The organism is Collimonas pratensis (assembly GCF_001584185.1).
GTDB lineage: Bacteria > Pseudomonadota > Gammaproteobacteria > Burkholderiales > Burkholderiaceae_D > Collimonas > Collimonas pratensis.
Map to the genome: position 1 here is coordinate 4,241,425 of NZ_CP013234.1, position 23,017 is coordinate 4,264,441.

At 60.5% G+C, this 23,017-nt stretch carries 20 protein-coding genes and 1 pseudogene; 13 read left to right on the forward strand and 8 right to left on the reverse strand.

Annotation, left to right across the window (positions count from 1 at the left end):
* Positions 1 to 6 precede the first annotated feature (6 nt).
* The 8 genes from CPter91_RS18865 to CPter91_RS18900 all read left to right on the forward strand — a co-directional run bounded on the left by CPter91_RS18865 (position 7) and on the right by CPter91_RS18900 (position 5,969).
* Entirely contained in the window at positions 7 to 1,341 is a 1,335-nt protein-coding gene (locus CPter91_RS18865) for an acyclic terpene utilization AtuA family protein (protein ID WP_061942860.1), read from the forward strand.
* Between the two features lies 1 nt (position 1,342).
* Positions 1,343 to 1,666: an AtuA-related protein gene (locus CPter91_RS18870; protein WP_061942862.1), complete on the forward strand. Its 324-nt coding sequence runs from the start codon at positions 1,343 to 1,345 to the stop codon at positions 1,664 to 1,666.
* 67 nt (positions 1,667 to 1,733) lie between these two features.
* Positions 1,734 to 3,119, forward strand: a complete 1,386-nt coding sequence (locus tag CPter91_RS18875) for a M20/M25/M40 family metallo-hydrolase (RefSeq protein WP_417924863.1) — start codon at positions 1,734 to 1,736, stop codon at positions 3,117 to 3,119.
* Positions 3,120 to 3,258: 139 nt separating this feature from the next.
* Entirely contained in the window at positions 3,259 to 4,185 is a 927-nt protein-coding gene (locus CPter91_RS18880; protein ID WP_082793007.1) for a DMT family transporter, read from the forward strand.
* A gap of 71 nt (positions 4,186 to 4,256) precedes the next feature.
* Positions 4,257 to 4,484, forward strand: a complete 228-nt coding sequence (locus CPter91_RS18885) for a hypothetical protein (RefSeq protein ID WP_061942868.1) — start codon at positions 4,257 to 4,259, stop codon at positions 4,482 to 4,484.
* Positions 4,481 to 5,047, forward strand: coding sequence for a DUF2975 domain-containing protein (locus CPter91_RS18890; protein ID WP_061942870.1), 567 nt, complete (start codon positions 4,481 to 4,483; stop codon positions 5,045 to 5,047). The genes CPter91_RS18885 and CPter91_RS18890 overlap by 4 nt, the downstream gene beginning before the upstream one ends.
* Positions 5,048 to 5,055: 8 nt before the next feature.
* Positions 5,056 to 5,289 (forward strand): helix-turn-helix domain-containing protein, encoded by a 234-nt coding sequence (locus tag CPter91_RS18895; protein ID WP_061942872.1) that lies wholly within the window; start codon positions 5,056 to 5,058, stop codon positions 5,287 to 5,289.
* 89 nt (positions 5,290 to 5,378) lie between these two features.
* Positions 5,379 to 5,969 (forward strand): hypothetical protein, encoded by a 591-nt coding sequence (locus CPter91_RS18900; protein WP_061942874.1) that lies wholly within the window; start codon positions 5,379 to 5,381, stop codon positions 5,967 to 5,969.
* A 114-nt stretch (positions 5,970 to 6,083) separates the two neighbouring features.
* Here the strand turns inward: CPter91_RS18900 and CPter91_RS18905 are convergent, their stop codons facing one another.
* On the reverse strand, positions 6,084 to 6,299 hold the full coding sequence (locus CPter91_RS18905) for a hypothetical protein (protein WP_061942876.1): 216 nt from the start codon (positions 6,297 to 6,299) through the stop codon (positions 6,084 to 6,086).
* Positions 6,300 to 6,492: 193 nt separating this feature from the next.
* Here CPter91_RS18905 and CPter91_RS18910 point away from each other — a divergent pair, with 193 nt between their 5' ends.
* The 3 genes from CPter91_RS18910 to CPter91_RS18920 all read left to right on the forward strand — a co-directional run bounded on the left by CPter91_RS18910 (position 6,493) and on the right by CPter91_RS18920 (position 9,667).
* Positions 6,493 to 7,620 (forward strand): DUF2827 family protein, encoded by a 1,128-nt coding sequence (locus CPter91_RS18910; protein ID WP_061942878.1) that lies wholly within the window; start codon positions 6,493 to 6,495, stop codon positions 7,618 to 7,620.
* Between the two features lie 153 nt (positions 7,621 to 7,773).
* Positions 7,774 to 8,115 carry a DUF7164 domain-containing protein gene (locus tag CPter91_RS18915; RefSeq protein ID WP_470294988.1) on the forward strand — a complete coding sequence of 114 codons (342 nt, stop codon included), beginning with the start codon at positions 7,774 to 7,776 and terminating at the stop codon, positions 8,113 to 8,115.
* A 181-nt stretch (positions 8,116 to 8,296) separates the two neighbouring features.
* Entirely contained in the window at positions 8,297 to 9,667 is a 1,371-nt protein-coding gene (locus tag CPter91_RS18920; RefSeq protein ID WP_061942882.1) for an HdeD family acid-resistance protein, read from the forward strand.
* Between the two features lie 240 nt (positions 9,668 to 9,907).
* On the opposite strand, the gene CPter91_RS18925 is transcribed toward CPter91_RS18920, so the two are convergent.
* The 5 genes from CPter91_RS18925 to prpB form a co-directional block, all read right to left on the reverse strand.
* Positions 9,908 to 11,050 carry an SGNH/GDSL hydrolase family protein gene (locus CPter91_RS18925; protein WP_061942884.1) on the reverse strand — a complete coding sequence of 381 codons (1,143 nt, stop codon included), beginning with the start codon at positions 11,048 to 11,050 and terminating at the stop codon, positions 9,908 to 9,910.
* A gap of 157 nt (positions 11,051 to 11,207) precedes the next feature.
* Entirely contained in the window at positions 11,208 to 12,398 is a 1,191-nt protein-coding gene (gene prpF / locus CPter91_RS18930; protein ID WP_061942886.1) for a 2-methylaconitate cis-trans isomerase PrpF, read from the reverse strand.
* Positions 12,399 to 12,724: 326 nt separating this feature from the next.
* Positions 12,725 to 15,343, reverse strand: a complete 2,619-nt coding sequence (acnD, locus tag CPter91_RS18935; RefSeq protein WP_061942888.1) for a Fe/S-dependent 2-methylisocitrate dehydratase AcnD — start codon at positions 15,341 to 15,343, stop codon at positions 12,725 to 12,727.
* A gap of 192 nt (positions 15,344 to 15,535) precedes the next feature.
* Positions 15,536 to 16,711: a bifunctional 2-methylcitrate synthase/citrate synthase gene (gene prpC, locus CPter91_RS18940; RefSeq protein WP_061942890.1), complete on the reverse strand. Its 1,176-nt coding sequence runs from the start codon at positions 16,709 to 16,711 to the stop codon at positions 15,536 to 15,538.
* 44 nt (positions 16,712 to 16,755) lie between these two features.
* Positions 16,756 to 17,643 (reverse strand): methylisocitrate lyase, encoded by an 888-nt coding sequence (prpB, locus tag CPter91_RS18945; RefSeq protein ID WP_061942892.1) that lies wholly within the window; start codon positions 17,641 to 17,643, stop codon positions 16,756 to 16,758.
* Positions 17,644 to 18,023: 380 nt separating this feature from the next.
* On the opposite strand from prpB, the gene prpR reads away from it, so the two are divergent.
* Positions 18,024 to 19,691: a propionate catabolism operon regulatory protein PrpR gene (gene prpR / locus CPter91_RS18950; protein ID WP_082793009.1), complete on the forward strand. Its 1,668-nt coding sequence runs from the start codon at positions 18,024 to 18,026 to the stop codon at positions 19,689 to 19,691.
* 21 nt (positions 19,692 to 19,712) lie between these two features.
* Positions 19,713 to 20,117: a GFA family protein gene (locus CPter91_RS25910; RefSeq protein ID WP_082793010.1), complete on the forward strand. Its 405-nt coding sequence runs from the start codon at positions 19,713 to 19,715 to the stop codon at positions 20,115 to 20,117.
* A gap of 21 nt (positions 20,118 to 20,138) precedes the next feature.
* On the opposite strand, the pseudogene CPter91_RS27395 reads toward CPter91_RS25910, so the two are convergent.
* Together CPter91_RS27395 and CPter91_RS18960 are read right to left on the reverse strand one after the other, a co-directional pair.
* A pseudogene (locus CPter91_RS27395) lies at positions 20,139 to 20,246 on the reverse strand (AbrB/MazE/SpoVT family DNA-binding domain-containing protein); the annotation flags it as partial.
* Positions 20,206 to 22,704 (reverse strand): DUF927 domain-containing protein, encoded by a 2,499-nt coding sequence (locus tag CPter91_RS18960; protein WP_061942896.1) that lies wholly within the window; start codon positions 22,702 to 22,704, stop codon positions 20,206 to 20,208. The pseudogene CPter91_RS27395 and the gene CPter91_RS18960, both read right to left, overlap by 41 nt.
* Positions 22,705 to 23,017: the final 313 nt, after the last annotated feature.

The window sequence follows — 23,017 nt, forward strand, 5'->3', positions numbered from 1 at the left end:
CTTATCGTGAGACCTATCAGAATCGGCGCCGGCGCCGGCTATTCCGGCGACCGCATCGAACCCGCCGTCGAACTCGCTGAAAAGGGCGAGCTCGACTACCTGGTGTTTGAATGCCTGGCCGAGCGCACCATCGCCATCGCCCAGCAAACCCGGATGCACAATCCGGCGCTGGGCTACGATCCCTTATTGGAACAGCGGATGCAAGCCGTGCTGCACATCTGCAGTGAAAAAAAGATCAAGATCATTACCAATATGGGCGCCGCCAATCCGCTCGCGGCAGCGGCCAAGGTCAGGCAGATCGCCACGGCCATGCAGCTCGACCTGAAGGTGGCGGCGATCAGCGGCGACGATGTGCTGGCAACGCTGAAAGCCGGCGCCTTTATCAGCGACCAGGGCAACCCGGTCAATGCCTTGGGCGAGCGGCTGCTGTCGGCCAATGCCTATCTTGGCGCCGCGCCGCTGGTGGAGGCGCTGGCGCAGGGCGCCGACGTCATCATTACCGGCCGGGTCGCCGATCCCTCTTTGTTCCTGGCGCCGCTGATCCATGAATTCGGCTGGGCCATGGACGACTGGCAGCGGCTGGGACAAGGCACGCTGGTCGGCCACCTGCTCGAATGCGCGGGGCAGATCAGCGGCGGCTATTTCGCCGATCCCGGCTACAAGGACGTGGCCGGGCTGGCGCGCCTGGGTTTCCCGATCGGCGAAGTGGCGGCAGACGGCTCGGTGATCATCACCAAGGTGGCGGGATCTGGCGGACAAGTCACCGCCGCCACCTGCAAGGAACAGCTGCTATACGAGATCCACGATCCCCGCACTTACCTGACGCCGGATGTGGTGGCAGATTTTTCCGCCGTGCGCGTAACTGAAATCGGGCCCGACCGCGTGCTGCTGCAAGGCGCCACTGGACGCCCCAGGACCGATACGCTCAAGGTATCGATAGGCTACATCGACAGCTACATAGGCGAAGGCCAGATTTCCTATGCCGGACCAGGGGCGCTGGAGCGTGGCCGGCTGGCGCTGGAGATCGTCGCGCAAAGGTTGCAATTGAGCGGCATCGGCTTCGATGAAATCCGCTACGACCTGCTCGGGGTCGACGCCATCCACGGCGCGGCCTTGTCGGCGCAGGCGGCGCCGCCTTACGAAGTCCGTGTACGGGTAAGCGCCCGCAGCAACAATCTGCGCGATGCCACGCGTATCGGCAACGAGGTTGAAACACTGTACACCTGCGGCCCGGCGGGCGGCGGCGGCGCCACCAGGTCGGCACGCGAAGTAGTCGCCGTGCAGTCCACCCTGCTGCCGCGGCAACTGGCGCAGAGCGCCATTCATTTTGCAGAGGCTTGACATGAAACTACGCGAACTCGCCCATTCCCGCGCCGGCGACAAAGGCGATATCTCGAATATTTCTGTGATCGCCTACCATGAAAAAGATTACGCCTTGCTGGAGCGCTATCTCACGCCGGAACGCGTGAAGCAGCATTTCTCGCAGATTGTCGATGGCGACGTCACCCGCTATGCCTTGCCGCAGCTAGGCGCCCTCAACTTCGTCATGCAGCGTGCCCTGGGCGGCGGCGTGACGCGTTCGCTGGCGCTCGATGCGCACGGAAAATGCCTGAGTTCAGCCATGCTGAATCTGGACATCCCCGACGATTTGTGCAAGGCTGCCTGAGCACTAGCCACCCCACCAGGAAAGGAAATCCATGAGCACGCAGATTCGCCCATTGCCGCTGAAGACCATGTTGTCCCTGTCTCTATCCCTTTTCTTTGCCGCGCTGGCGGCCTCGGCCGCCGCACAGACGCTCACACCGGCACAGCAAAGCTATCACGATCTCTACAAGGAACTGGTGGAGATCAACACTACGCACTCTGCCGGCGACACCACCAAGGCCGCGCGCGCCATGGAAAAGCATCTGCTGGCCGCTGGCTTCAGCGCCAGCGAAGTCCAGGTGATCGAGCCGTTTCCGCGCAAGGGCAACCTGGTGCTGCGTTTCAAGGGCAACGGCAGCAAGCAGCCCTTGCTGCTGCTGGCGCATATCGACGTGGTCGAAGCCAAGCGCGAAGACTGGAAAACCGATCCCTTCCAGCTACAAGAAACCGGCGGCTACTTCACCGCGCGCGGCTCGATCGACGACAAGGCCATGGCCTCGGCCTTCGTCTCGGTGCTGAGCCAGTTGAAACAGGAGGGATTCAAGCCCAGCCGCGACATCATCCTGGCGTTGACCACCGATGAAGAGCGCGGCGATGTGGAGAGCAACGGCGCCAAATGGCTGATCGCCAACAAACCCGAATTGCTCAAGGCGGAGTTCGGCATCAACGAGGGCGGCGGCGGCGAACTGCGCGACGGCAAACCCAACCTGCACCGCATCCAGGTGGCCGAAAAGATCTACGCCACCTACGAACTGGAAGCGCGCGACGCCGGCGGCCACAGCTCGACGCCGCACGCCAACAATCCGATCTACGCCATCTCGGCGGCCCTGACCCGTCTCGGCGAGTACCGCTTCCCGGTGCACCTGGCGGAAGTCACCACCGGTTATTTCGCCCGCAGCGCGCCGTTCGCCAGCGGCCAGCTGGCGGCAGACATGCGGGCGGTCGGCGGCGGCAAGCCAGACGCGGCCGCCATCGAACGCCTGTCGGCGATTCCCGACTACAACGCCCAGCTGCGCAGCACCTGCGTGGCGACCATGGTCAACGCCGGCCATGCCGAAAACGCCTTGCCGCAATCGGCCAAGGCGACGGTCAATTGCCGCATTCTGCCGCAAGACGATCCGGAGCAGATAGATCGCCAGCTCAAGCAGGTAATCAACAACGACAAGATCAGCGTGCGCTACACCAACCCGCCGCTGCGCAGCCCGGCTTCACCGCTCAACGGCGACCTGGTCAAGACCGTGGAAAGCCTGACCCAGGAGATGTGGCCAGGCGTACCGGTTGTACCGGCCATGAGCACCGGCGCCACAGACAGCAGCTATATGCGCAATGCCGGGATTCCGATGTATGGCGTGTCGGGCTTGTTTGTCGAGCCGTCCGACCGCCGCACGCACGGACTGGACGAACGGGTCGAGATCCCGCGCGTGTACGAAAGCAGGGAATTCCTGTATCGCCTGGTCAAGCGTCTGGCGCAATAATCGCCCAATAATCGCCCAATAATCGCGCACTGCGGCGCGCCTGCTGAATTCGACCGCAAGAACCAGAGTTCCAGCGGTCCGGAGCAGCAGTATCTTTCGGGTTCGCGGCGCCTGCCGCTCAACCTGAAGGATAGCCGCCATGAACCTGCTTGAACTCTGCCTGCTGGCGGCGATCTGGGGCGCCTCCTTCCTGTTCCTGCGCATCGCCGCACCGGAATTCGGCCCGCTCGCCCTGATCGCCCTGCGCGTCGGCATTGCCGCCCTGGTGCTGGCGCCGGTGCTGCGTTCTGCGCTGGCGCGCAGCCAGTTGCGCGCCAAGGCCTGGCCGCTGCTGGTGGTCGGCATCAGCAATTCGGCGCTGCCGTTCGGCCTGTTTGCCTATTCCACGCTGTACATCAATGCCGGACTGGATTCCATCCTCAACGCCACCACGCCGATCTGGACCGCCCTCATCGCCGCCGCCTGGTTCCAGGCCGGCCTCGGCCGCCAGCAGCTGGCCGGCTTGCTGCTGGGCCTGGCCGGGGTGGTGCTGCTGGTGTGGGATACAGTCGGCGCCGGCAGTGCCGGCGTGCCGCTGGCCATCGCCGCCGCGTTGGCGGCAGCGGTCTGCTACGGCTTCGCGGTAAATTACTCGAAACGCCACCTGGCCGGCATACAGCCGCTGGTAGTAGCTTTCGGCAGCCAACTGTTTGCCACCATCGTGCTGCTGCCGCTGGCGCTGCCGTTCTGGCCGCGCCACGCCATCGCCGTCTCGACCTGGGCTTGCGTGGGGGCGCTCGGCGTGATCTGCACCGGCTTTGCCTACATCTTGTACTTCCGCCTGATCGAGCGCGTGGGCGCGACATATGCGGCATCGGTGACCTTCCTGATCCCGGTTTTCGGACTGCTATGGGGCGCGCTCTTCCTTGGGGAAAAGGTCACACCCACCATGCTGGCCGGCTGCACCATCGTGCTGCTGGGGACTGCCCTGGCCAGCGGCAAGTTCGCAAGCCGCTTCGGCAAACACCACAATAGCCTGCCGCAGGCATTTCCTTCGAAAATTAAAATCAATAATAAATCACCATAAAATCACTATTTATTATTGTTTTACGATAATTTTAGATTAGAATACGACCATCCTACCTACAAGGAAGCGTCGTGAAGCCGGATTTCATCATTTTCGCTCGCCAGTGCCTGGCGATATTCAGTTCGTGGCTGGCGATCGCCATCATGACGCTGTACGTCGGCTTCAAGGTCATGCCGCTGATGGGCATCCACGGTTCCATGAAAATAGGTTTCCATGCCGCCACGGCCAATCACGCCATGGCGCGCCTGGACAATGTGTTCAACGCCTATCTTTCCATCCATCTGAACTATCAAAAATGACAGCCTCTACACCACAAAACCTGAAGCAAGACCGTATTGCGCGAACCAGCCAGCACATGGCAGGCATTACCATGCTGATGCTGGTTGGCATGCTGGCGCTGAATGTCTTCAGCTGGATATTCCCGGAAAAATTTTCCTCGCTGGCCGAATTCACCAGGAGCGCCACCTTGCTAGACATCGATCCTGCCAGCCTGCCGCACTGGCAGCTGGCCGGGATCATGGTGATCACCAGCATCCCGCTGCTGGCGCTGGCCTACGGCTTGTTTCAGTTGCGCGCGCTGTTCCAGCGCTATGCCCAGGGCGAATACTTTTCGCCGCTGGCGGCCATCCACCTGGGCCGAGTCGGCTATAGCGTGGCCTGGTGGGTGCTGCTAGGCGTGCTGTGCCAGCCTCTGTCTAGCGCCTGGCTGACAATGATGCGGCCGGTCGGGCACCGCCTGATCAACGTCGCCTTCGGCAGCAATGAAGTGGTATGCCTGTTCATGGCTGCCTCCATCACCGTGATTGCCCGCATCCTGCAGCGCGCCAGCGAAGTCGACGCTGAAAACCGACAATTCGTTTAAGGATGTAGATGAGTATCGTGATTACGCTGGACGTCATGCTGGCAAAACGCAAGGCCAAATCGAAGGATCTGGCAGCTGCGATCGGCATTACCGAACAGAATCTGTCGCTGCTGAAGCAAGGTAAGGTGAAAGGCGTGCGCCTGGAAACCCTGGAAGCCATCTGCCGCTATCTCGATTGCCAGCCGGGCGATCTGCTGAGCTACGAAGCGGACGACAAGCTGCCGCAGGCCGCCGGCGACTAGGCCTCCCGGACTCGCAGGCTGCCCAATTACGGAGTAAATGGAAAATGTCTTACGCAAGCCGTTGGCCCGCAGCGCGGCATTCACGTGCAATGCGCTGGGGTATCGCCGTCTCCCTGCTGTTGCACGCCGCCCTGCTGCAAATGTTTTTGCATCATGAGACGGCGCCACCCGCGGCGACCCAAAGCACGTTCGCGGATATGACGCTGTTCCTGCTGCCGACACCGCAGCCACGGCTAGCGCACGCACAGGTACAACGCCTGGAGCCTGCCGCGCCGCAAGCGGCGCAACGCAATTCCCGTCGGCCCGCATCCAATAGCAGCAAGAAAAACATGGCACTGCCCTTAGCTGCATCGCCCAGCGTCAATGAGACAATTCACGCAGAAGCAAAAGAGCAGCAGGCGTCATCCAAGCCGATACCTCGCGTGGACCTGGATGCCGCAGTGAAAATGGCAGGAAGGTTTGCCAAGGATCCAAACAGCATGCGTGACGACAGAGCAGTCGCCCAATTGAAAAATCATCCGCTGGAAGCAGACAATCCAGACAGCCGCCTGGGGCAAGACATACAGCGCAGTGCGCGCGCCGATTGTCTGCAAAGCCAAAGCTCAAAGGGGTTGCTGGCGCCGCTGTTCCTGGTCGCCGACGCAGTGCTCTCAAAGAAAGACGGGGGCTGCAAATGGTAATCTGAAAAACCAGCAATCAAAGCGCAGGTAAACCGGCCGGCCAAACCCCGGTCAGCCGGCTGCCCGGCTGCCCGGCTCCGCAACTCTGGTGTTACCAGTCGTGCTTTACAAGCCTCACGCGCCGATAACGCGGCGCGCTTCCCGCTCAGCCAGTTCCAACGCCGCCTGTTCGGTCTTTACCGGCCGGCCGCAGCCTTTACCGATGATTTGCACAAAAACCTGATCACCGCGCTGCGTCGACACCTGGATCACGCCTTTGAACATGCCGCCCGGCGCCGGCGCAACCTGCGCTTCGACCGTCTTGTTTCCCTTGGTTTCTTTAAAGGCCATTTTGCTCTCCATGCTAATCGTGGCGTGATCTTAGCATGCATTGCCAGCCCAGCCGGCGCTGTATTCCGGCGCTGCCCGGTTGTCCTGCCGTAGCCGGATCCGGCCTTCTTGCAGCCGATTAATTTTTCTACAGGAAAATGCGCACCCATGGTAAGTTTGCTGTGCAAACAACTAGCATACTTATTTTACGATCATGAAGATAAACGTCGCCATCACCCTGAACATCAGTGACGATCCACAGCAGTCGATCTGGTACAACGGCGCCAACCAGAACTGCTTTTTCCTGTACCAGCTGCTGCGCAAGTCGCCACTGGTCGACCATGTCTGGCTGGTGCACAGCGACGGCATCAAGAACTATCCTGCCGGACTACTGCTGGGAGACCTGCAGCGCGCGTTACGGCCGATATCGAGCGTGCTGGACAAGACCGACCTGCTGGTCGAGATGAACGGTTTCGTCTCGCAGGAGCAGGTTGAACGGGTGCGCCGGCGCAAGGGCAAGGCGGTCTCTTTTCGCTTTGGCAACGATTACGTGATCGCCGTCGAGACCATGACCTTCGGGCGCGATCAGTGGCAACCCAATCCGCACCGGGTCATGTTCGACGAGCTATGGACCAATCCCCAGCACGTCCATACCTGCAAGAGCTACTGGGAGAGCGTCTACAAGGCGCCGGTGCAGGTGCTGCCGCATATCTGGGCGCCGTATTTCATTGAGGCGGCGCTGGCGGCAAACCCTGAGCTGCGGCAGAAATGGGGCTACCGCAACCACGGCAGCGCCAAGCGGGTGGCAATTTTCGAGCCGAACATCAATGTCGTCAAGAGCACGTTGATACCGATGCTGGCGACTAACCAGTTTTACATTGCCCACCCCACCCTGCTGGCGCATGTATTCATGACGAATACTTTCCAGCTCAAGGAAAACAGCGCGTTCAAGCATCTCGCCCTGGGCCTGGAGATGGTCAAGGATGGCAAGGCCACGGCGGATCACCGCTTTCCGTTCTGCGCCTTCGCTGCCGAGCACACCGACATCGTGATTTCCCACCAGTGGGAAAACGGCCTCAACTATCTTTTCTACGACGCGCTGTATGGCGGCTATCCGCTGGTGCACAATTCGCCGTTCCTGAGCGAGGTCGGCTACTACTACCGCGATTTCGATGTCGCCGACGGCGCCAGGGCACTGGCCGAAGCGGCGCTGTCGCACGATCAGGACAGCGCCGGCTACACGGCGAAGGCGCAAGCCTTCCTGCACAGCGTCGATGCAACGGCGGCGGCGAATGTCGAAGCGTATACCCAGCGCATCGGCGCCCTGTTCGGCACCTCCTGATGCCAGGATCCGCCGGTGTATATCGACGACCATGGTGGTGTGGCGGCAACGCTGAGAGACGACTAATCTCCCACGCAATTGTTTTTCGCGAGTATAAAAACTGTCAATCAATACTGCTATGATTACGCCGGATCCGCTTGAAGGAGCGGACGGCTGCCGCTCTGTCCGGGCCAGTGGCCGGGCTGGTTCCGCGGCGTGACCACCATGTACGCGGCAGAGATCGTGGCCAACCACCACTATGCCGCGTTCCTGGAGCACGGCAAGACGCAGATCCTGGATGTGCCCAGCTATAGCGTCGGCGCCATCGACCAGATGACCTTCCACATCCACGGCATTCATACCGACGATTACTTTTCCAAGCACCACTATCGTGCCGGAAAATACGCGCACATGGACCTGCAGGCGCTGGACCGGACGAAAATCAACCAGTACTGCCATTGGATCGTGACCACGCCGCTAGAGGAAATCAAGCGGCTGGCCGGCTATCCGTACTAACCCGGTCTGCGGGACTTCCTCCGCGATTAGGCTTTTGACCTGCTAGCGTCCAATTTTCTTGACAGGACAGCATTGCCGCGAGGAAAATAATTCACCTGGAACGGCTCAGGTCGATGCGCTTCGCCATATCGCCGTGGCGTGAGACCTGCATCGGTGCCGCAAGCAAATAGTGGGAGGCTTCATGATCCGCCTGGTGTTGTTGTTATTAGGGGTAGAGTATCTGCGCAAGCGTTGGCGCAGCATTCTCGTCATCGGACTGCTATGGCTGGTCGCTGGCCTGGTCGTGTTTGTCGATGCGCTTGATGATGCGGCGTACTTCCCTATCAATTTCTTTGCCTACCTGTTCCTCATCGAAGGGCTGGCGACGCTGGCCGTGGCATGGACCGGCGTCGGCGGCCAGCGCATCCTGCGCTACGTGAAAGGCAGCGCTGTGGTGCTGGCCGCCGTCCTCATATTCGCCGGCCATCACCATGGCAATTTCTTGCTGTCGATGATCTTCGGCACCTTGTTCCTGACCGACGGGCTGATACAGTGCATCTCTGCCTACATGGTGCGCTATCGCCGCTGGCGCGTCGCCTTCTCCTGGGGCGTGGCCGAAATCCTGCTGGCGATCTTTTTTTACCAGCCCTACCCGACCCATTATGTCGGCACGCTGCCGTATTGCCTGGGCCTGTTCCTGATTTTCGGCGGCGCCAACATGATTGCGCTGGCAAGCCGCGTGCGCCGCATGAACGGCAATCCCGCGCTGGCGGGATCGGCGCATCCGGCCGTGCAGCCGGACGAGGCATTCGTTTCTGCCTTCACCCAGGTAGAGTGGGAAGGTCCGCCGGCAGAGCACGAACAGGCGCTCACGGTGCACGTCTGGACGCCTACCGGTTCCGCCAAATCGCCGACCCAGAATTACCCGATTGTCGACCGTTATATCGCGGCAGTCGATGTCAACGGCGTGATCTCCACCGGCCATGCCGCATTGGAAACGCCGGAGGGCATATACATCAGCCTGTACCCGGGCGTGGAGATTGACCGTTCGCCAGACGATTTCGGGCGCCTGCTGCGCGCCACCCGCGAGAACGACGTGCCGGGCGTCTTCCAGCCGGACTATGCGACCGAATCAAAAGCATGGTGTCCGTCCACCGTCCAGGTGCGCATCCGCAATTACGACCCGCGCCGCCTGCAATCTTTCTGGCTGCGCTATCGCAGCGACACAACCTACAACCTCACCCACCGCAATTGTTCCAGCACCGTGGCGCAAGCGCTGGAAGCAGCCATCGACGGCGCCGTCGGCCGTCTGTACGGCCAGCGCGCCGGCTGGAGGGTGTTCCTGCGGATCCTGGCGACGCCAGAGTTGTGGGTGGCCGCCCAGATCAGAAAACGCGCGGTGACGATGGCGTGGACGCCGGGGCTGACGCTGGACTATGCCAGGGCGATCAGCATGCTGGCTGATCCGCGTCCGTTCGCCTGGTGGAAACTGGCAAGGGCGGCCGTGAACCGGATGGTGCATTTGCGGCGCGAATGGCGCGCGCAAGATCATGATGCCGTTGATGCACGTTGATGCATGTTGAGCGGACTGGTCCGGCGTCGGTATTGCTCAACGTCGCTTTACTTGCAGTAAGCATCCGGCAGACTGATTCACAACCGAAAATGAACAACATTGAGAAATTACGCAATTCATAATGCCCGCAAATCAGCGTTGGATGCCGGCTGCTGGTTTGCCTGAGTCTGGCATTGGTACAAGCAACCTGCCCAAGCCGCGCAATTCCATTTCACCGTTAGCTGCAGCCGGCCCTGCTCATCACTGCATCTTGAACGCCAACTGCGCGAAGCGTTCCCCGATGCGTCTATGCGTTACCGCATCCGGATGCAAATTGTCAGGCAGAGGCAATTCCTCCGCGTCCGCCGCACCATAGAGTTCGCGGCCGTCAAGATAAGAGAGGTGCGGGTCATCAATCGCCCTTTGCGTCACGATCCTTTGCAACTCGTCGCGAATCATATTGAGCGTCAGCTTGCCTGCCGCACGTTCAGCGGGATTGCCGGCTGCGCGAAAGCGTAGCTGACCAAGACTCAGCCCGCTCATGTCGATCAAGCTGGGACCTGGTGTGTCCTCGTGCATCGGGCACAGGATGGGAGACATGACCAGCAGCGGGGTATCTGGATGCCCCTCGCGGATGGTGTCAATGAAACCGTGGACCGCAGGTCCGAAAGCGCGCAAACGCATCAGGTCCGTGTTGACCACATTAATCCCGATTTTCAAGCTGATCAGGTCGGCCGGCGTATCGCGCATGACGCGGGCGACAAATGGATCCAGCAGCGCGCTGCCGCCCAGTCCAAGATTGATCAGCTCCAGGCCGCTGAGCGAGGCCGCCAGCGCAGGCCAGGTCGTGCTCGGGCTGGCGGCGTCGGAGCCATGGCTGATGGAACTGCCGTGATGCAGCCATACCTTGCGGCCGTCGGCAGCCACCGGTGCGATGGGTGCGTCGCTACGAAGCGCCACGATTTCCGTGGTCTCGTTATGCGGCAGCCATATCTCGATATTCTTGGCGCGCGCCGGCAAACCGGCGAATCGAAGTGTGCCTACCGGGCCAGGCTCTGCTTTCATCGTACCGGCGGGCATGTCAATGAAAAGAACATTGCCTCCGGCGACGCTAGCCTGAGCAGCCAGCTTGCCATCCACCAGCAAGTCATAGATGCCATCGGGACGCGGCGGCGCCCCGGCGTATGCGCGCTTGGTGCGCAAGGTGTCCAGTTCAATCACCGTAGCCGCGCTACGAAACACGAGCCGCACGCCGGCAGGTTGCGCTTCAACCATGGCCAATTGCGGATCAGAGCATTGCAAACGCGCCCAGGCCGGCAAACGATGCGGCAGCACGCCGTGCGCAGTCGCCTCAAACTCAATCGCGCCGCGCAAGATATCAGCGCTTATCTCATAACTCTGCATAGTGTCGAATCTTCGTTATACAAGCATTATTGCGCCGGCATCCTAACATTAAACCCTCCCAGCTAAATGGGGTCAGAGTCGAATTATTGTTCCCAAAAATTCGACTCTGACCCCATTTAAGGTCTTGCTGGCTTAGCTTGCAGGGATAAGCAGACTCTCAGAATGCATCGCCCGGCACGCGTACCCAGCCTTCCATCAGGACCCGCGCGCTGCGGCTCATGATGGCTTTGCTGACGCGCCATTCGCCGTTGACCTGGCTGGCTTGCGCACCTACCCGCAAAGTGCCTGACGGGTGGCCGAAGCGTACGGCGTCGCGGGCGCCGCCGCCGGCGGCGAGGTTCACCAGGGTGCCAGGTATCGCGGCGGCGGTGCCGATGGCGACGGCGGCGGTGCCCATCATGGCGTGGTGCAGCTTGCCCATCGACATCGCCCGCACCAGCAGGTCGATATCGGCGGCGGCCACCTGTTTGCCGCTGGAGGAAACGTAGGCGGCCGGCTTGGCGACGAAGGCCACTTTCGGCGTGTGCTGGCGCTTGGCCGCTTCATCGAGCTGCTTGATGAGGCCCATGCGCAGCGCTCCGTGCGCGCGTATGGTTTCGAATTTTTCCAGAGCCGCGGGGTCGCCGTTGATGGCGTCCTGCAGCTCAGTGCCGTTGTAGCCGAGCGCTTCGGCGTTGACAAAAATGGTCGGGATGCCGGCATTGATCATGGTGACCTTGAGGCTGCCGATGCCGGGGACTTCGAGGTCGTCGACCAGATTCCCTGTCGGGAACATGGAACCGCCTGCGCCCTCTTCGTCGGCGGCTGGATCCATGAACTCCAGCTGCACTTCAGCTGCGGGAAAGGTGACACCGTCGAGTTCGAAGTCGCCGGTTTCCTGCACCGCGCCGTTGATGATGGGCACATGGGCGATGATGGTCTTGCCGATGTTGGCCTGCCAGATGCGCACTGTCGCCGTGCCGTTTTGCGGAATGCGATCGGCGTCGACCAGGCCGCTCGCGATGGCGAAGGAACCGACCGCGGCGGACAGGTTGCCGCAGTTGCCGCTCCAGTCGACAAAAGCCTTGTCGATGGCGACCTGGCCGAACAGGTAATCGACATCGTGGCCGGGCTTGCTGCTCTTAGCCAGGATCACCGTCTTGCTGGTGCTGGAGGTGGCGCCGCCCATGCCGTCGATCTGCTTGCCGTAGGGGTCCGGACTGCCGATGACGCGCAACAACAGCGCATCGCGCGCGGCGCCGGGCGCCTGCGCTGCCGCCGGCAGGTCCTGCAGGCGGAAGAACACGCCTTTGCTGGTGCCGCCGCGCATGTAGGTGGCAGCGATCTTGATCTGGGGTACGTGGGTCATATCATGCTTTCCTGTTGAGAGTTCCATCATTCATGACATAGTCGCAGAAAATGGGCGGAGTCATCTGGGGTCGTCTATGGTCAGAGTCATCTGGGGTCAGAGTCGACTTTCGCGGCGCTTTATCGCGAAACTCGACTCTGACCCCACATGACGAATTCGGAGAAAGAAAGAGCGCATCCATGGTTTTTCTTTTCTAACGACACGGTATGTACTCCGTGGTCCGCTAAGTGGGGTCAGAGTGAAATTTCTGCAAAAAGCGCGCAGAAAATTCACTCTGACCCCAGTTAGCTACTGACCCCAGTTAGCTACGTGCCTTAAGCGCCTTGTCAGGCCGCCGTCGACGATTCGAGGAAGTCCTGGGCGAAGCGCTGCAGCACGCCGCCGGCTTCGTAGATCGAGACTTCTTCCGCTGTGTCGAGGCGGCAGGTGACTGGGACTTCCAGGCGCTCGCCGTTCTTGCGGTTGATGACCAGCGTCAGCGTGGTGCGTGGTGTACGTTCACCCAATACGTCGAAGGTTTCGCTGCCGTCGATGGCGAGGGTGTTGCGGTTGACGCCGGGCTTGAATTCCAGCGGCAGCACGCCCATGCCGACCAGGTTGGTGCGGTGGATGCGTTCGAATCCTTCCGCCGCGATGGCTTCCACTCCCGCCAGGCGCACACCTTTGGCGGCCCAGTCGCGCGAGGAGCCCTGGCCGTAGTCGGCGCCGGCGATCACGATCAGCGGCTGCTTGCGTTCCATGTAGATCTCGATGGCTTCCCACATGCGGGTGACCTTGCCTTCCGGCTCCACACGCGTCAGCGAACCGGCTTTGACCTTGCCGCTCATTTCGCCACTTATTTCATCCTTTTCTCGCACCATTTCATTCTTCAGGGTGGGATTGGCGAAGGTAGCGCGCTGTGCAGTAAGGTGATCGCCGCGATGGGTGGCGTAGGAATTGAAATCTTCCTCCGGCAAGCCCATCTTGGCCAGGTATTCGCCAGCGGCGCTGTCGAGCATGATGGCGTTCGACGGCGACAGGTGGTCGGTGGTGATATTGTCACCCAACACCGCCAGCGGCCGCATGCCTGTCATGCTGCGGGCGCCGGCCAGCGCACCTTCCCAGTAGGGTGGACGGCGGATGTAGGTGGTCTGCGGACGCCAGTCGTAGAGCGGGCTGACCTTCTCGCCGTTATCGGCGACCACCGCGAACATCGGCTCGTAGACCTTGCGGAACAGTTCCGGCTTGACGCTGGCGGCGACGATGGCGTCGATTTCTTCATCGGACGGCCAGATGTCTTTCAAGGTCACGGGATGGCCGTCGGCGTCGATACCCAGCACGTCTTTCTCGATATCGAAACGGATGGTGCCGGCAATCGCGTAAGCCACCACCAGAGGCGGCGAGGCCAGGAAGGCCTGCTTGGCGTAGGGATGGATGCGACCGTCGAAATTGCGGTTGCCGGACAGGACCGCGGTGGCGTACAGGTCGCGCTCCACTACTTCGCGCTGGATGACCGGATCGAGCGCACCGCTCATGCCGTTGCAGGTGGTGCAGGCAAAAGCGACGACGCCGAAGCCCAGCGTTTCCAGTTCCGGCAGCAGTCCGGCGGCTTCCAGGTACAAGGCGACCGTCTTCGAGCCGGGCGCCAGCGAGCTCTTTACCCATGGCTTGCGGCTGAGGCCGCGGGCATTGGCGTTGCGCGCCAGCAGGCCGGCGGCGATCATGTTGCGCGGATTGTTGGTGTTGGTGCAGCTGGTGATGGCGGCGATGATCACGGCGCCGTCCGGCATCAGTCCCGGTTCGTTCTCTACCTTGCCGCTGATGCCGCGCGCCGCCAGTTCCGAAGTCGGCACCCGGCTGTGCGGATTGGATGGTCCGGCGATATTGCGCACCACGGAAGACAGGTCAAAGCTGAGGACGCGTTCGTACTCGGCGTTGCGCAGGCTGTCGGCCCACAGGCCAGCTTGCTTGGCGTAGGTTTCCACCAGCAGGACCTGCGCTTCCTCACGGCCGGTGAGGCGCAGGTATTTGATGGTCTGCTCATCGATGTAGAACATCGCGGCAGTGGAGCCGAACTCCGGCGCCATGTTGGAAATGGTGGCGCGGTCGCCCAGCGTCAGGTGCGAGGCGCCCTCGCCGTAGAATTCGAGATAGGAAGACACGACCTTTTGCGCACGCAGGAATTCGGTCAGCGCCAGCACGATGTCGGTGGCGGTGATGCCCGGCTGCGGCTTGCCGCTCAGCTCGACGCCGATGATGTCCGGCAGCCGCATCCAGGAAGCGCGGCCCAGCATCACGCTTTCCGCTTCCAGGCCGCCGACGCCGATGGCGAGCACACCCAGCGCGTCGACCATCGGCGTGTGGCTGTCGGTGCCGACCAGGGTATCGGGGAAAGCGACGCCGTCTTTCACCTGGATCACCGGTGACATGCGCTCGAGGTTGATCTGGTGCAGGATGCCGTTGCCCGGCGGGATCACGTCGACGTTCTTGAACGCCTTCTTGGTCCAGTTGATGAAATCGAAGCGGTCTTCATTGCGGCGGTCTTCGATGGCGCGGTTCTTGTCGAAGGCGTCGGCGTCGAAGCCGCCGCACTCGACTGCCAACGAGTGATCCACCACCAGTTGGGTCGGCACCACCGGATTGACCAGCGCCGGATCGCCGCCTTGCAGGGCAATGGCGTCGCGCAGGCCGGCAAGATCGACCAGCGCGGTCTGGCCGAGGATGTCATGGCACACCACGCGCGCCGGAAACCACGGGAAATCGAGGTCGCGCTTGCGTTCGATGAATTGCTTGAGCGATGCGTTCAGGGTCGCCGGCTCGCAGCGGCGCACCAGGTTTTCGGCCAGCACACGCGAGGTGTACGGCAGCTTGTCGTAGGCCCCAGGTGCGATGGCGTCGATCGCGGCGCGCGTATCGAAAAAATCCAGCTTGGTGCCGGGCAGAGGTTTGCGGTTTGCTGTGTTCATGGCTCAGTCTGGAAAAGAGATATCTTCTGGTTACATCCGGGCGACCCGTCTGGGCGACCCCGACTACACGTCCCGGCCTCGTCGGCCACGTCTGGGCGGCCCCGTCATTCCCACGAACGCGGGAATCCAAGTTTCTGACGATAGCAAGGAAAATGGATCCCCGCGTTCGCGGGGATGACCGGAATTTTAAAACTACCGCTTGCCGATCGGAACAAATTCCAGGTTGTCCGGGCCAACATAATTGGCCGATGGTCGGATGATCTTGTTGTCGATGCGCTGCTCAATGATGTGCGCAGCCCAGCCGGAGGTGCGGGAAATCACGAACAGCGGCGTAAACATCGCCGTCGGCACACCCATCATGTGATACGAGACGGCGGAGAACCAGTCCAGGTTGGGGAACATTTTCTTGACTTCCCACATCACGCTTTCCAGCCGTTCGGCGATATCGAACATCGCGGTCGAGCCGGCTTCCACCGACAGCTTGCGCGCCACTTCCTTGATCACCTTGTTGCGCGGATCGGAGACGGTATACACCGGATGGCCGAAACCGATCACCACTTCCTTGTTGGCGACCCGGTTACGGATATCGGCTTCCGCTTCGTCCGGATTGTCGTAGCGCTTCTGGATTTCAAACGCGGCTTCATTGGCGCCGCCGTGTTTCGGGCCACGCAAGGCGCCGATGGCGCCGGTGATGGCAGAGTGGAAATCGGAGCCGGTGCCGGCAATCACCCGGCTGGTAAAAGTGGAGGCATTGAATTCGTGCTCGGCGTACAGGATCAGCGAGACGTGCATCGCTTTTTCCCACGAGGCGGACGGCTTGACGCCATGCAGCAGGTGCAGGAAATGGCCGCCGATGGAATCGTCGTCGGTTTCGACTTCGATGCGTTTGCCGTTGTGGCTGAAGTGATACCAGTACAGCAGCATGGAGCCGAACGATGCCATCAGGCGGTCGGCGATGTCGCGCGCGCCGGGCGCGTTGTGGTCGTCTTTCTCTGGCAAGGCGCAGCCGAGCACCGAAACGCCGGTGCGCATCACGTCCATCGGATGCGAAGCGGCAGGCAGCGCTTCCAGCGCGGCCTTGACGCTGGCCGGCAAGCCGCGCAGGGCTTTCAGCTTGGTTTTGTAGCCCTTCAGTTCGGCGCTGTTCGGCAGCTTACCGTGCACCAGCAGGTAAGCGATTTCTTCGAATTCGCAGGTATCGGCGATATCCAGGATGTCGTAGCCGCGGTAATGCAGGTCGTTGCCGGTTTTACCGACCGAACACAAGGCAGTGTTGCCTGCGGCGACGCCGGACAGGGCGACCGATTTCTTCGGTTTGAAAGCAGTGGTTTGTTCGTTTGTTGCTGCATTTGTTGATGCGTCGCTCATTGCCTGATCTCCTGACGGAAAAGTATCGATGTGTATGGATGGTCTTATTTCTTCTGGGCCGCAAACAAGGCGTCCAGGTGCCGTTCGAAATCGTGATAGTTGATGCGCTCGTACAGTTCCATGCGGGTCTGCATGGTGTCGACCACATTCTTTTGCGTGCCGTCGCGGCGGATCGCGGCGTACACGTTTTCGGCCGCCTTGTTCATGGCGCGGAAGGCCGACAGCGGATACAGCACCAGGCCGACATCGGCCGACTTCAATTCTTCCACCGTGAATAGCGGCGTGGAGCCGAATTCAGTGATGTTGGCCAGCACCGGCACTTTGACCGCGGCGGCGAAAGTCTGGTACATGCCCAGCTCGGTGATGGCTTCCGGGAAAATCATGTCGGCGCCGGCTTCGACGCAGGCGATTGCGCGTTCCAGCGCCGATTCCAGTCCTTCGACCGCGAGCGCGTCGGTGCGCGCCATGATCACGAAATTGTCGTCGGTGCGGGCATCGACCGCGGCCTTGATGCGGTCCACCATTTCCTGCTTGCTGACGATTTCCTTGTTGGGACGATGGCCGCAGCGCTTGGCGCCGACCTGGTCTTCGATGTGGATCGCGGCGGCGCCGAACTTGATCATGGACTTGACGGTGCGCGCGACGTTGAAGGCGCTGGCGCCGAAACCGGTGTCGACGTCGACCAGCAACGGCAGGTCGCAGACATCGGTGATGCGGCGCACGTCAGTCAGCACGTCGTCCAGGTTGGAGATGCCGAGGTCGGGCAAGCCGAGCGAACCGGCAGCGACGCCGCCGCCGGACAGGTAGATCGCCTTGAAGCCGGCGCGCTTGGCCAGCAGCGCGTGGTTGGCGTTGATGGCGCCAATCACCTGCAGCGGCGATTCTTCCTGCACCGCCTTGCGGAAAGCCGCGCCTGCGGAATATGAACTCATGTCTTCTCCTGAAAAAAATTGCACCCTACGGGCACTAATGCCGATTTGCGAGAACTCGTAGGGTGGGCGCCCGTGCCCACGCGGAACGTCGATTATTCAAGGAACGCGTTCAGCGTGGGCAGTAAATCTGCCCACCCTACGTCTGTTTCATGCAGATAGCTGCATGGGGATTTACCTACTATAGAGCAATCAGCGTGCCAAACCAGCCCGGGGCAATGGCAGACCGTAAAGAAAATCGAAATAACAAAATAAAATCAATCACTTAGAAAACAAAATAGCAAAAAATCAAATCCACTTCTCGCTTCACCAAACAATAGAAATGTTTCATTCTGTGTTACATTAATCGCTATTGAAACATATGCGTTAAACGTATTTGAAACATGCAACCCTCCTCCCCTGCCCGCCGCGATACCGACCATGGCGGCAATGCTGGCGACAGCAACCAGAAACCGGTGATCTGGACCGTCTCGGTGTCGCGCCTGTCCGACCTGTTCCGCGACATCACGCTGGAATACGACGACCGCGCGACAATCGAACCGATCGAACTGGGCTTCGACGAAGCCGCGCGCCATATCCGCGAACGGATGGAAACCGAACGCTGCGACGCAGTAATCTCGGCCGGCTCCAACGGCGCCTACCTGAAGAGCCGGCTATCAGTGCCGGTGGTGATCGCCAAGGCCAGCGGTTTCGACGTGCTGCAGGCCCTGGCGCGCGCGCGCAAGATCACGCCCGACATCGGCATCATCACCTATCAGTCGAGCATGCCGGCGCTGAAGGAATTCCGCGACGCCTTCGGCTTCAACATCCTGCAGCGCGACTACGCCACCGAAGAAGATGCGCGGGCGCAGATCAATGAACTCAAGGCGCGCGGCGTCAAGGCGATCGTCGGCGCCGGCCTGATCACGGACCTGGCCGAGGAAGCCGGGCTGGCGGCGGTCTTCGTGTATTCCGCGGCGTCGATCCGCCAGGCTTTCGACGACGCCCTGGAAATCGCCCGCCTGACGCAGCTGGAAGCCAGCCGCGGCCGCAGCAGCGCACCGCTGGCCGACACCCTGCGTGCCAAGCACGGCATCAACGATTTGCGCGGCGACTCGCCAGCGATGGAAACCCTGCGCCAGTCCATCGTGCTGTACGCCAAATCGCAGGCAACGGTGCTGATCCAGGGGGAAACCGGCACCGGCAAGGAGCTGGTGGCGCAAGCGATCCACCGCGAAAATCCGCGCACCGTCGCCGGCAATAAATCCAGCAATAAGCCATTCATCGCAGTCAATTGCGGCGCGATTGCGGAATCGCTGCTGGAGTCAGAGCTGTTCGGTTACGAGGAAGGCGCGTTCACCGGCTCGCGCCGTGGCGGCCATGCCGGCCTGTTCGAAGCGGCGCACCGCGGTACGCTGTTCCTGGATGAAATCGGCGAAATGCCGCTGGCGCTGCAAACCCGTTTACTGCGGGTGCTGGAAGAACGCGAAGTGGTACGGGTCGGCGGCACGCGGCCGATTGCGGTCGAGGTGCGCATCATCAGCGCCACCCATTGCGACCTCGAACAGCGCATCCGCGAAGGCCGTTTCCGCGCCGACCTGTTTTATCGACTGGCCGTGCTGCGCCTGACACTGGCGCCGCTGCGCCAACGCCCGCAAGACCTGATCGCGCTGGCCGAATGGTGCCTGAAAAAAGCGCTGGCCGCGCTGGGCGCCCGTCCGCATCCGAACCTGCATGCCGAAATCATGGCTTGCGCTCCCCTGCTCGGCGCCTACGCCTGGCCCGGCAACGCGCGCGAAGTTCGCAATCTGATGGAAAGGCTGGCGCTGTTCCTGGCGGCCGAACCGCTGCAGGCGCTGTCGCCAGCCTTTATCGCAAGCGTCGCGCCGGAATTCGCGCAGGCGACAACAACACCGGCCGTAGCAGCAACAGCAACCGCCGCAGACGCAGCAATGCAAATCACAGAAAACATCGCGCAAGTGCTGGCCCGCTTCGACGGCAACCGCGCAGCGGCCGCCAGGCACCTCGGCATCAGCCGCACCACGCTGTGGCGTAAAATCAAGGATCAATGAAAACCATCCATGGAGACGCCCATGCCCACGCGAACAGCCTCTTGCACCTGCGGTCAGCTAAGCATTGAAGTCCAAGGCGCGCCGACCGGTGTCGGACTCTGCCACTGCCTTGCTTGTCAACAAAGAACCGGCAGCGTCTTCGCCGCCCTGGCCGGCTTTGCCGCTCCCTACCAGGTCACTGGTTCAGCTACCGAATATGTCCGCACCGGCGATCAAGGGGCCAAATTCATTTTCCGCTTCTGCCCGGTCTGCGGCACCAACCTGTTCCACACCGAAGACGGAATAACCGGGCGCGTAAGCGTTGCCGTCGGCGCTTTTGCCGACCCTGGCTTTCCGGCGCCTCAGGTGTCCGTCTACGATTGCCGCCGGCATCCGTGGGTTCAGCTGCCGCCTGGTGCTGTCGCTTTCAAGAAGGATCCCCCGTGATCCGGCCCTGGCGTGCAGCGGCTTGATATGGTCGCCTTCCTGTAATTCCAGCGCAGCAACAACAGAAGCAGGCAGGCGAACCGCCAGGCTATTGGCCCATTTGGATGCTTGCGTGGCGGATCCTCCGATGACCCTGATAATTAATTCCTACGGCAATAGGAATTTTAAGAAAGCATGCGCAGACGAGCGCGCAACATGGCCCGCGCTTCCCATGGCCATTGCCTTGCCCGATGCCTCTATCCAACCACGCCCTAAAACAGGTCGCCGCTGCCTCTACCGCATCGCCTTGCTGCCATCCGGTAATGCCTGCGCCGGTAGCATATTCTCCTGCAATGGCAATAACGGCGAACCTGCTACATACACGCTCGGCTTGGCCTGCAGCATCACTAGGTAAGTGGGCAGCAACAAAGCGGCTCATGGCTTGTTTTAGTGTGAGAGTGAATGTTTTAAGGTCGCGTGTCAGATGCTCCAAGAAAGCAACGGCGGGGGTGCCGTGATAAACCTGCGTTGCAGCTTTGATCGTGTCTGACAATTTAGCGCCACCCTCATAGCCGTGCAACTCTTCAAACAAGCCATGCCCAGCACCAGCATCAGCAGCAATATCAATCATGCGTACCTCTTGGCCGGCCTTGGCGATCTTGCCGCCATCACGCATGTGCTGCGCGAGGCCAATTTCGCCAGAACTCACAATCATCAATCGCCACGTCTTGCGCTGCTTTGTCTCGCCTGCGCGTCCGGCACGTCCCTTGCCAGTGCCATTACCGATCATATAGACAATGCTGCCTACCTCTTTCGGTTCCACCTCCGCCATCTCATCCAGTATCAGCGCCGCATCGTTATGTAAGGCGCATGTGCCTTCCAGCGCATTCCCTGTCGCCCGCCAACTTTGCTTAAATGAAGGGCCACCGTATACTGAAGCCGCTACCTGCTGTGCCGTACTCTTACCGGTTGAACTACTGCCGATAAAATGCAGGCCGCCCGAGTCCTGCCCCGCGTGACGCAAGATCATTCCCGCAAACGCCGCCGACACTGCAAGGATCAGTCGACTATTCCCCGCGCAAAGTAGCGCTATGTTCTCGCGCCACTGTTTCAGTGTCCCATTTTGTACGTACTGGCAAGCCGTCCTGCTTTCCGACTGATACAGGACAACTTCGTTACTGTCGCCAATGGTGCGATCCGGCATGACGAATACATCGTCGAACCAGCCGGTTTGCTGGACACACCGCGCCCGCTCCTTTGGCTTGCTCTCGATCAGGTACTCGGATAGCCTGTTTTTTGCTGACAGTCCCGCCCCAATTTCTAGCCCAAGGCGCGATAATTCACGTCGCACGTCCGCACCGTCACCGGCCAGCATTTCCATCGGAATTGCCCATTGATGGCAAATACCGTCGGCATCATCGAACTCGATCACGCGCCCCCAATTTTCCGAGGCGCGATCCCGAATCATCGCTGTTATGCGCATCGGTGCGCAAACCCGTATCGACTTGCCTGGTTTCTCATCAGTCCCTTCCGATGTATAAAACACACCCGAATTTGAAATGGTAAAGCCATAAGGCAGCCCCGCTACATTCTGCCCCGTTTTTCCTGCCCCTTTTTTTGTCTTGTCAATTTCAGTAGCGTTAATCAATTTTGCGCTGCTTTGGTCATCCTGGATCGGTATCCTCTGCGCCGCCGCAATGCAATTGCGCACGGCGTCGATACCCTCGGTCAAGTGCAAGTCGTTAAAATCGGTAGGCTGCTTATCGTCACTCTGGAATTGCGGTACTGCCAATGATCCCGATACCGCATATGCAGCCTTAGTCGCGTGATCGAGGCCAGTATTGTCAGCGCCAGTAAAGCGATCGTTGTCAGCGCATACGACAATGCGTATTGCTGGCAGTTTGGCGCGAATGCTCTTCGCCACGGCACCCAGATTCCCGGCATTGAATGCGATGGCAACGGGATGACCGGTTGTCTGATGCAGACTCGCGCCAGTAGCGAACCCCTCACAGATGAGCACTGTATCGACAGGTTTACCGCCGAAGCTGTAATACCCGCCATCGATACGCCCACCGCTCTTAAATTTCTTCCCCCCATCGGCGTCAATGAATTGCAGACTGGTAAGCTGACCGTCTGCGTCACGTATGGGAACAATCAAGGTACGGCGGTCTTTGAACTCCCTCAACCCAAACGGCTTAATCCCCTTGCGTTGGCAATACGGGTTATTGTCGATCGCGTCTCGGGCCTTGCTCCATATTCTTTCGCATACCTTTGCCGCTGCTGCCTGGTGTGCCAACTTAGCCGCTGCCGCCCGTTCACTGACCTGCTTGATGCGGTCGCTATGCTGCTGGCGTTCCATCGGGGACAACGAGGCAATAGATTTACTGCACCATTTTTCGGAAAGATCGGTTTTCCAGTCGCCAAAAGCCCCGGCTGGTAAATCGCCGTCATGCAGAATGTACCAAGCCGACTGCTTGCCACGCTTGTCGTCTGGAGAATCAAAACGGCGTATCGCGCCGTCCGCCACAATCTCAGGCGGATGCAGGTTATATGTCGCTAGTGCATCACGAAACTGCGCTGCCGTATCGATCAGTAGAGCTGCACTCATTCCGTACACCCTTCGGCCCGATAATTTAATGGATCGGCAAAGAAGCGATGAAGCTCTCGATTTTGGTAGGCGGTGCAACGCTGGGAAAATTTTACCGGCTTGGGTGCTTTCCCGGCGCGAACTAACTGTCGAAATTTCTCGCGGCTAAAGGGGGAAAATGGGGCAATCTGATTCCAGCGGCTCATACCGTCCGCTGGAAGCGCTTTACTAATTTCTGTTGTGGGGTTTACCATCGTTGCCTATTCTTTCCAAGGGACCGCTAGGGTTAGCGGCGAGGAACGAATAGTAAGAACCGCGGCAACGAAATAATAGA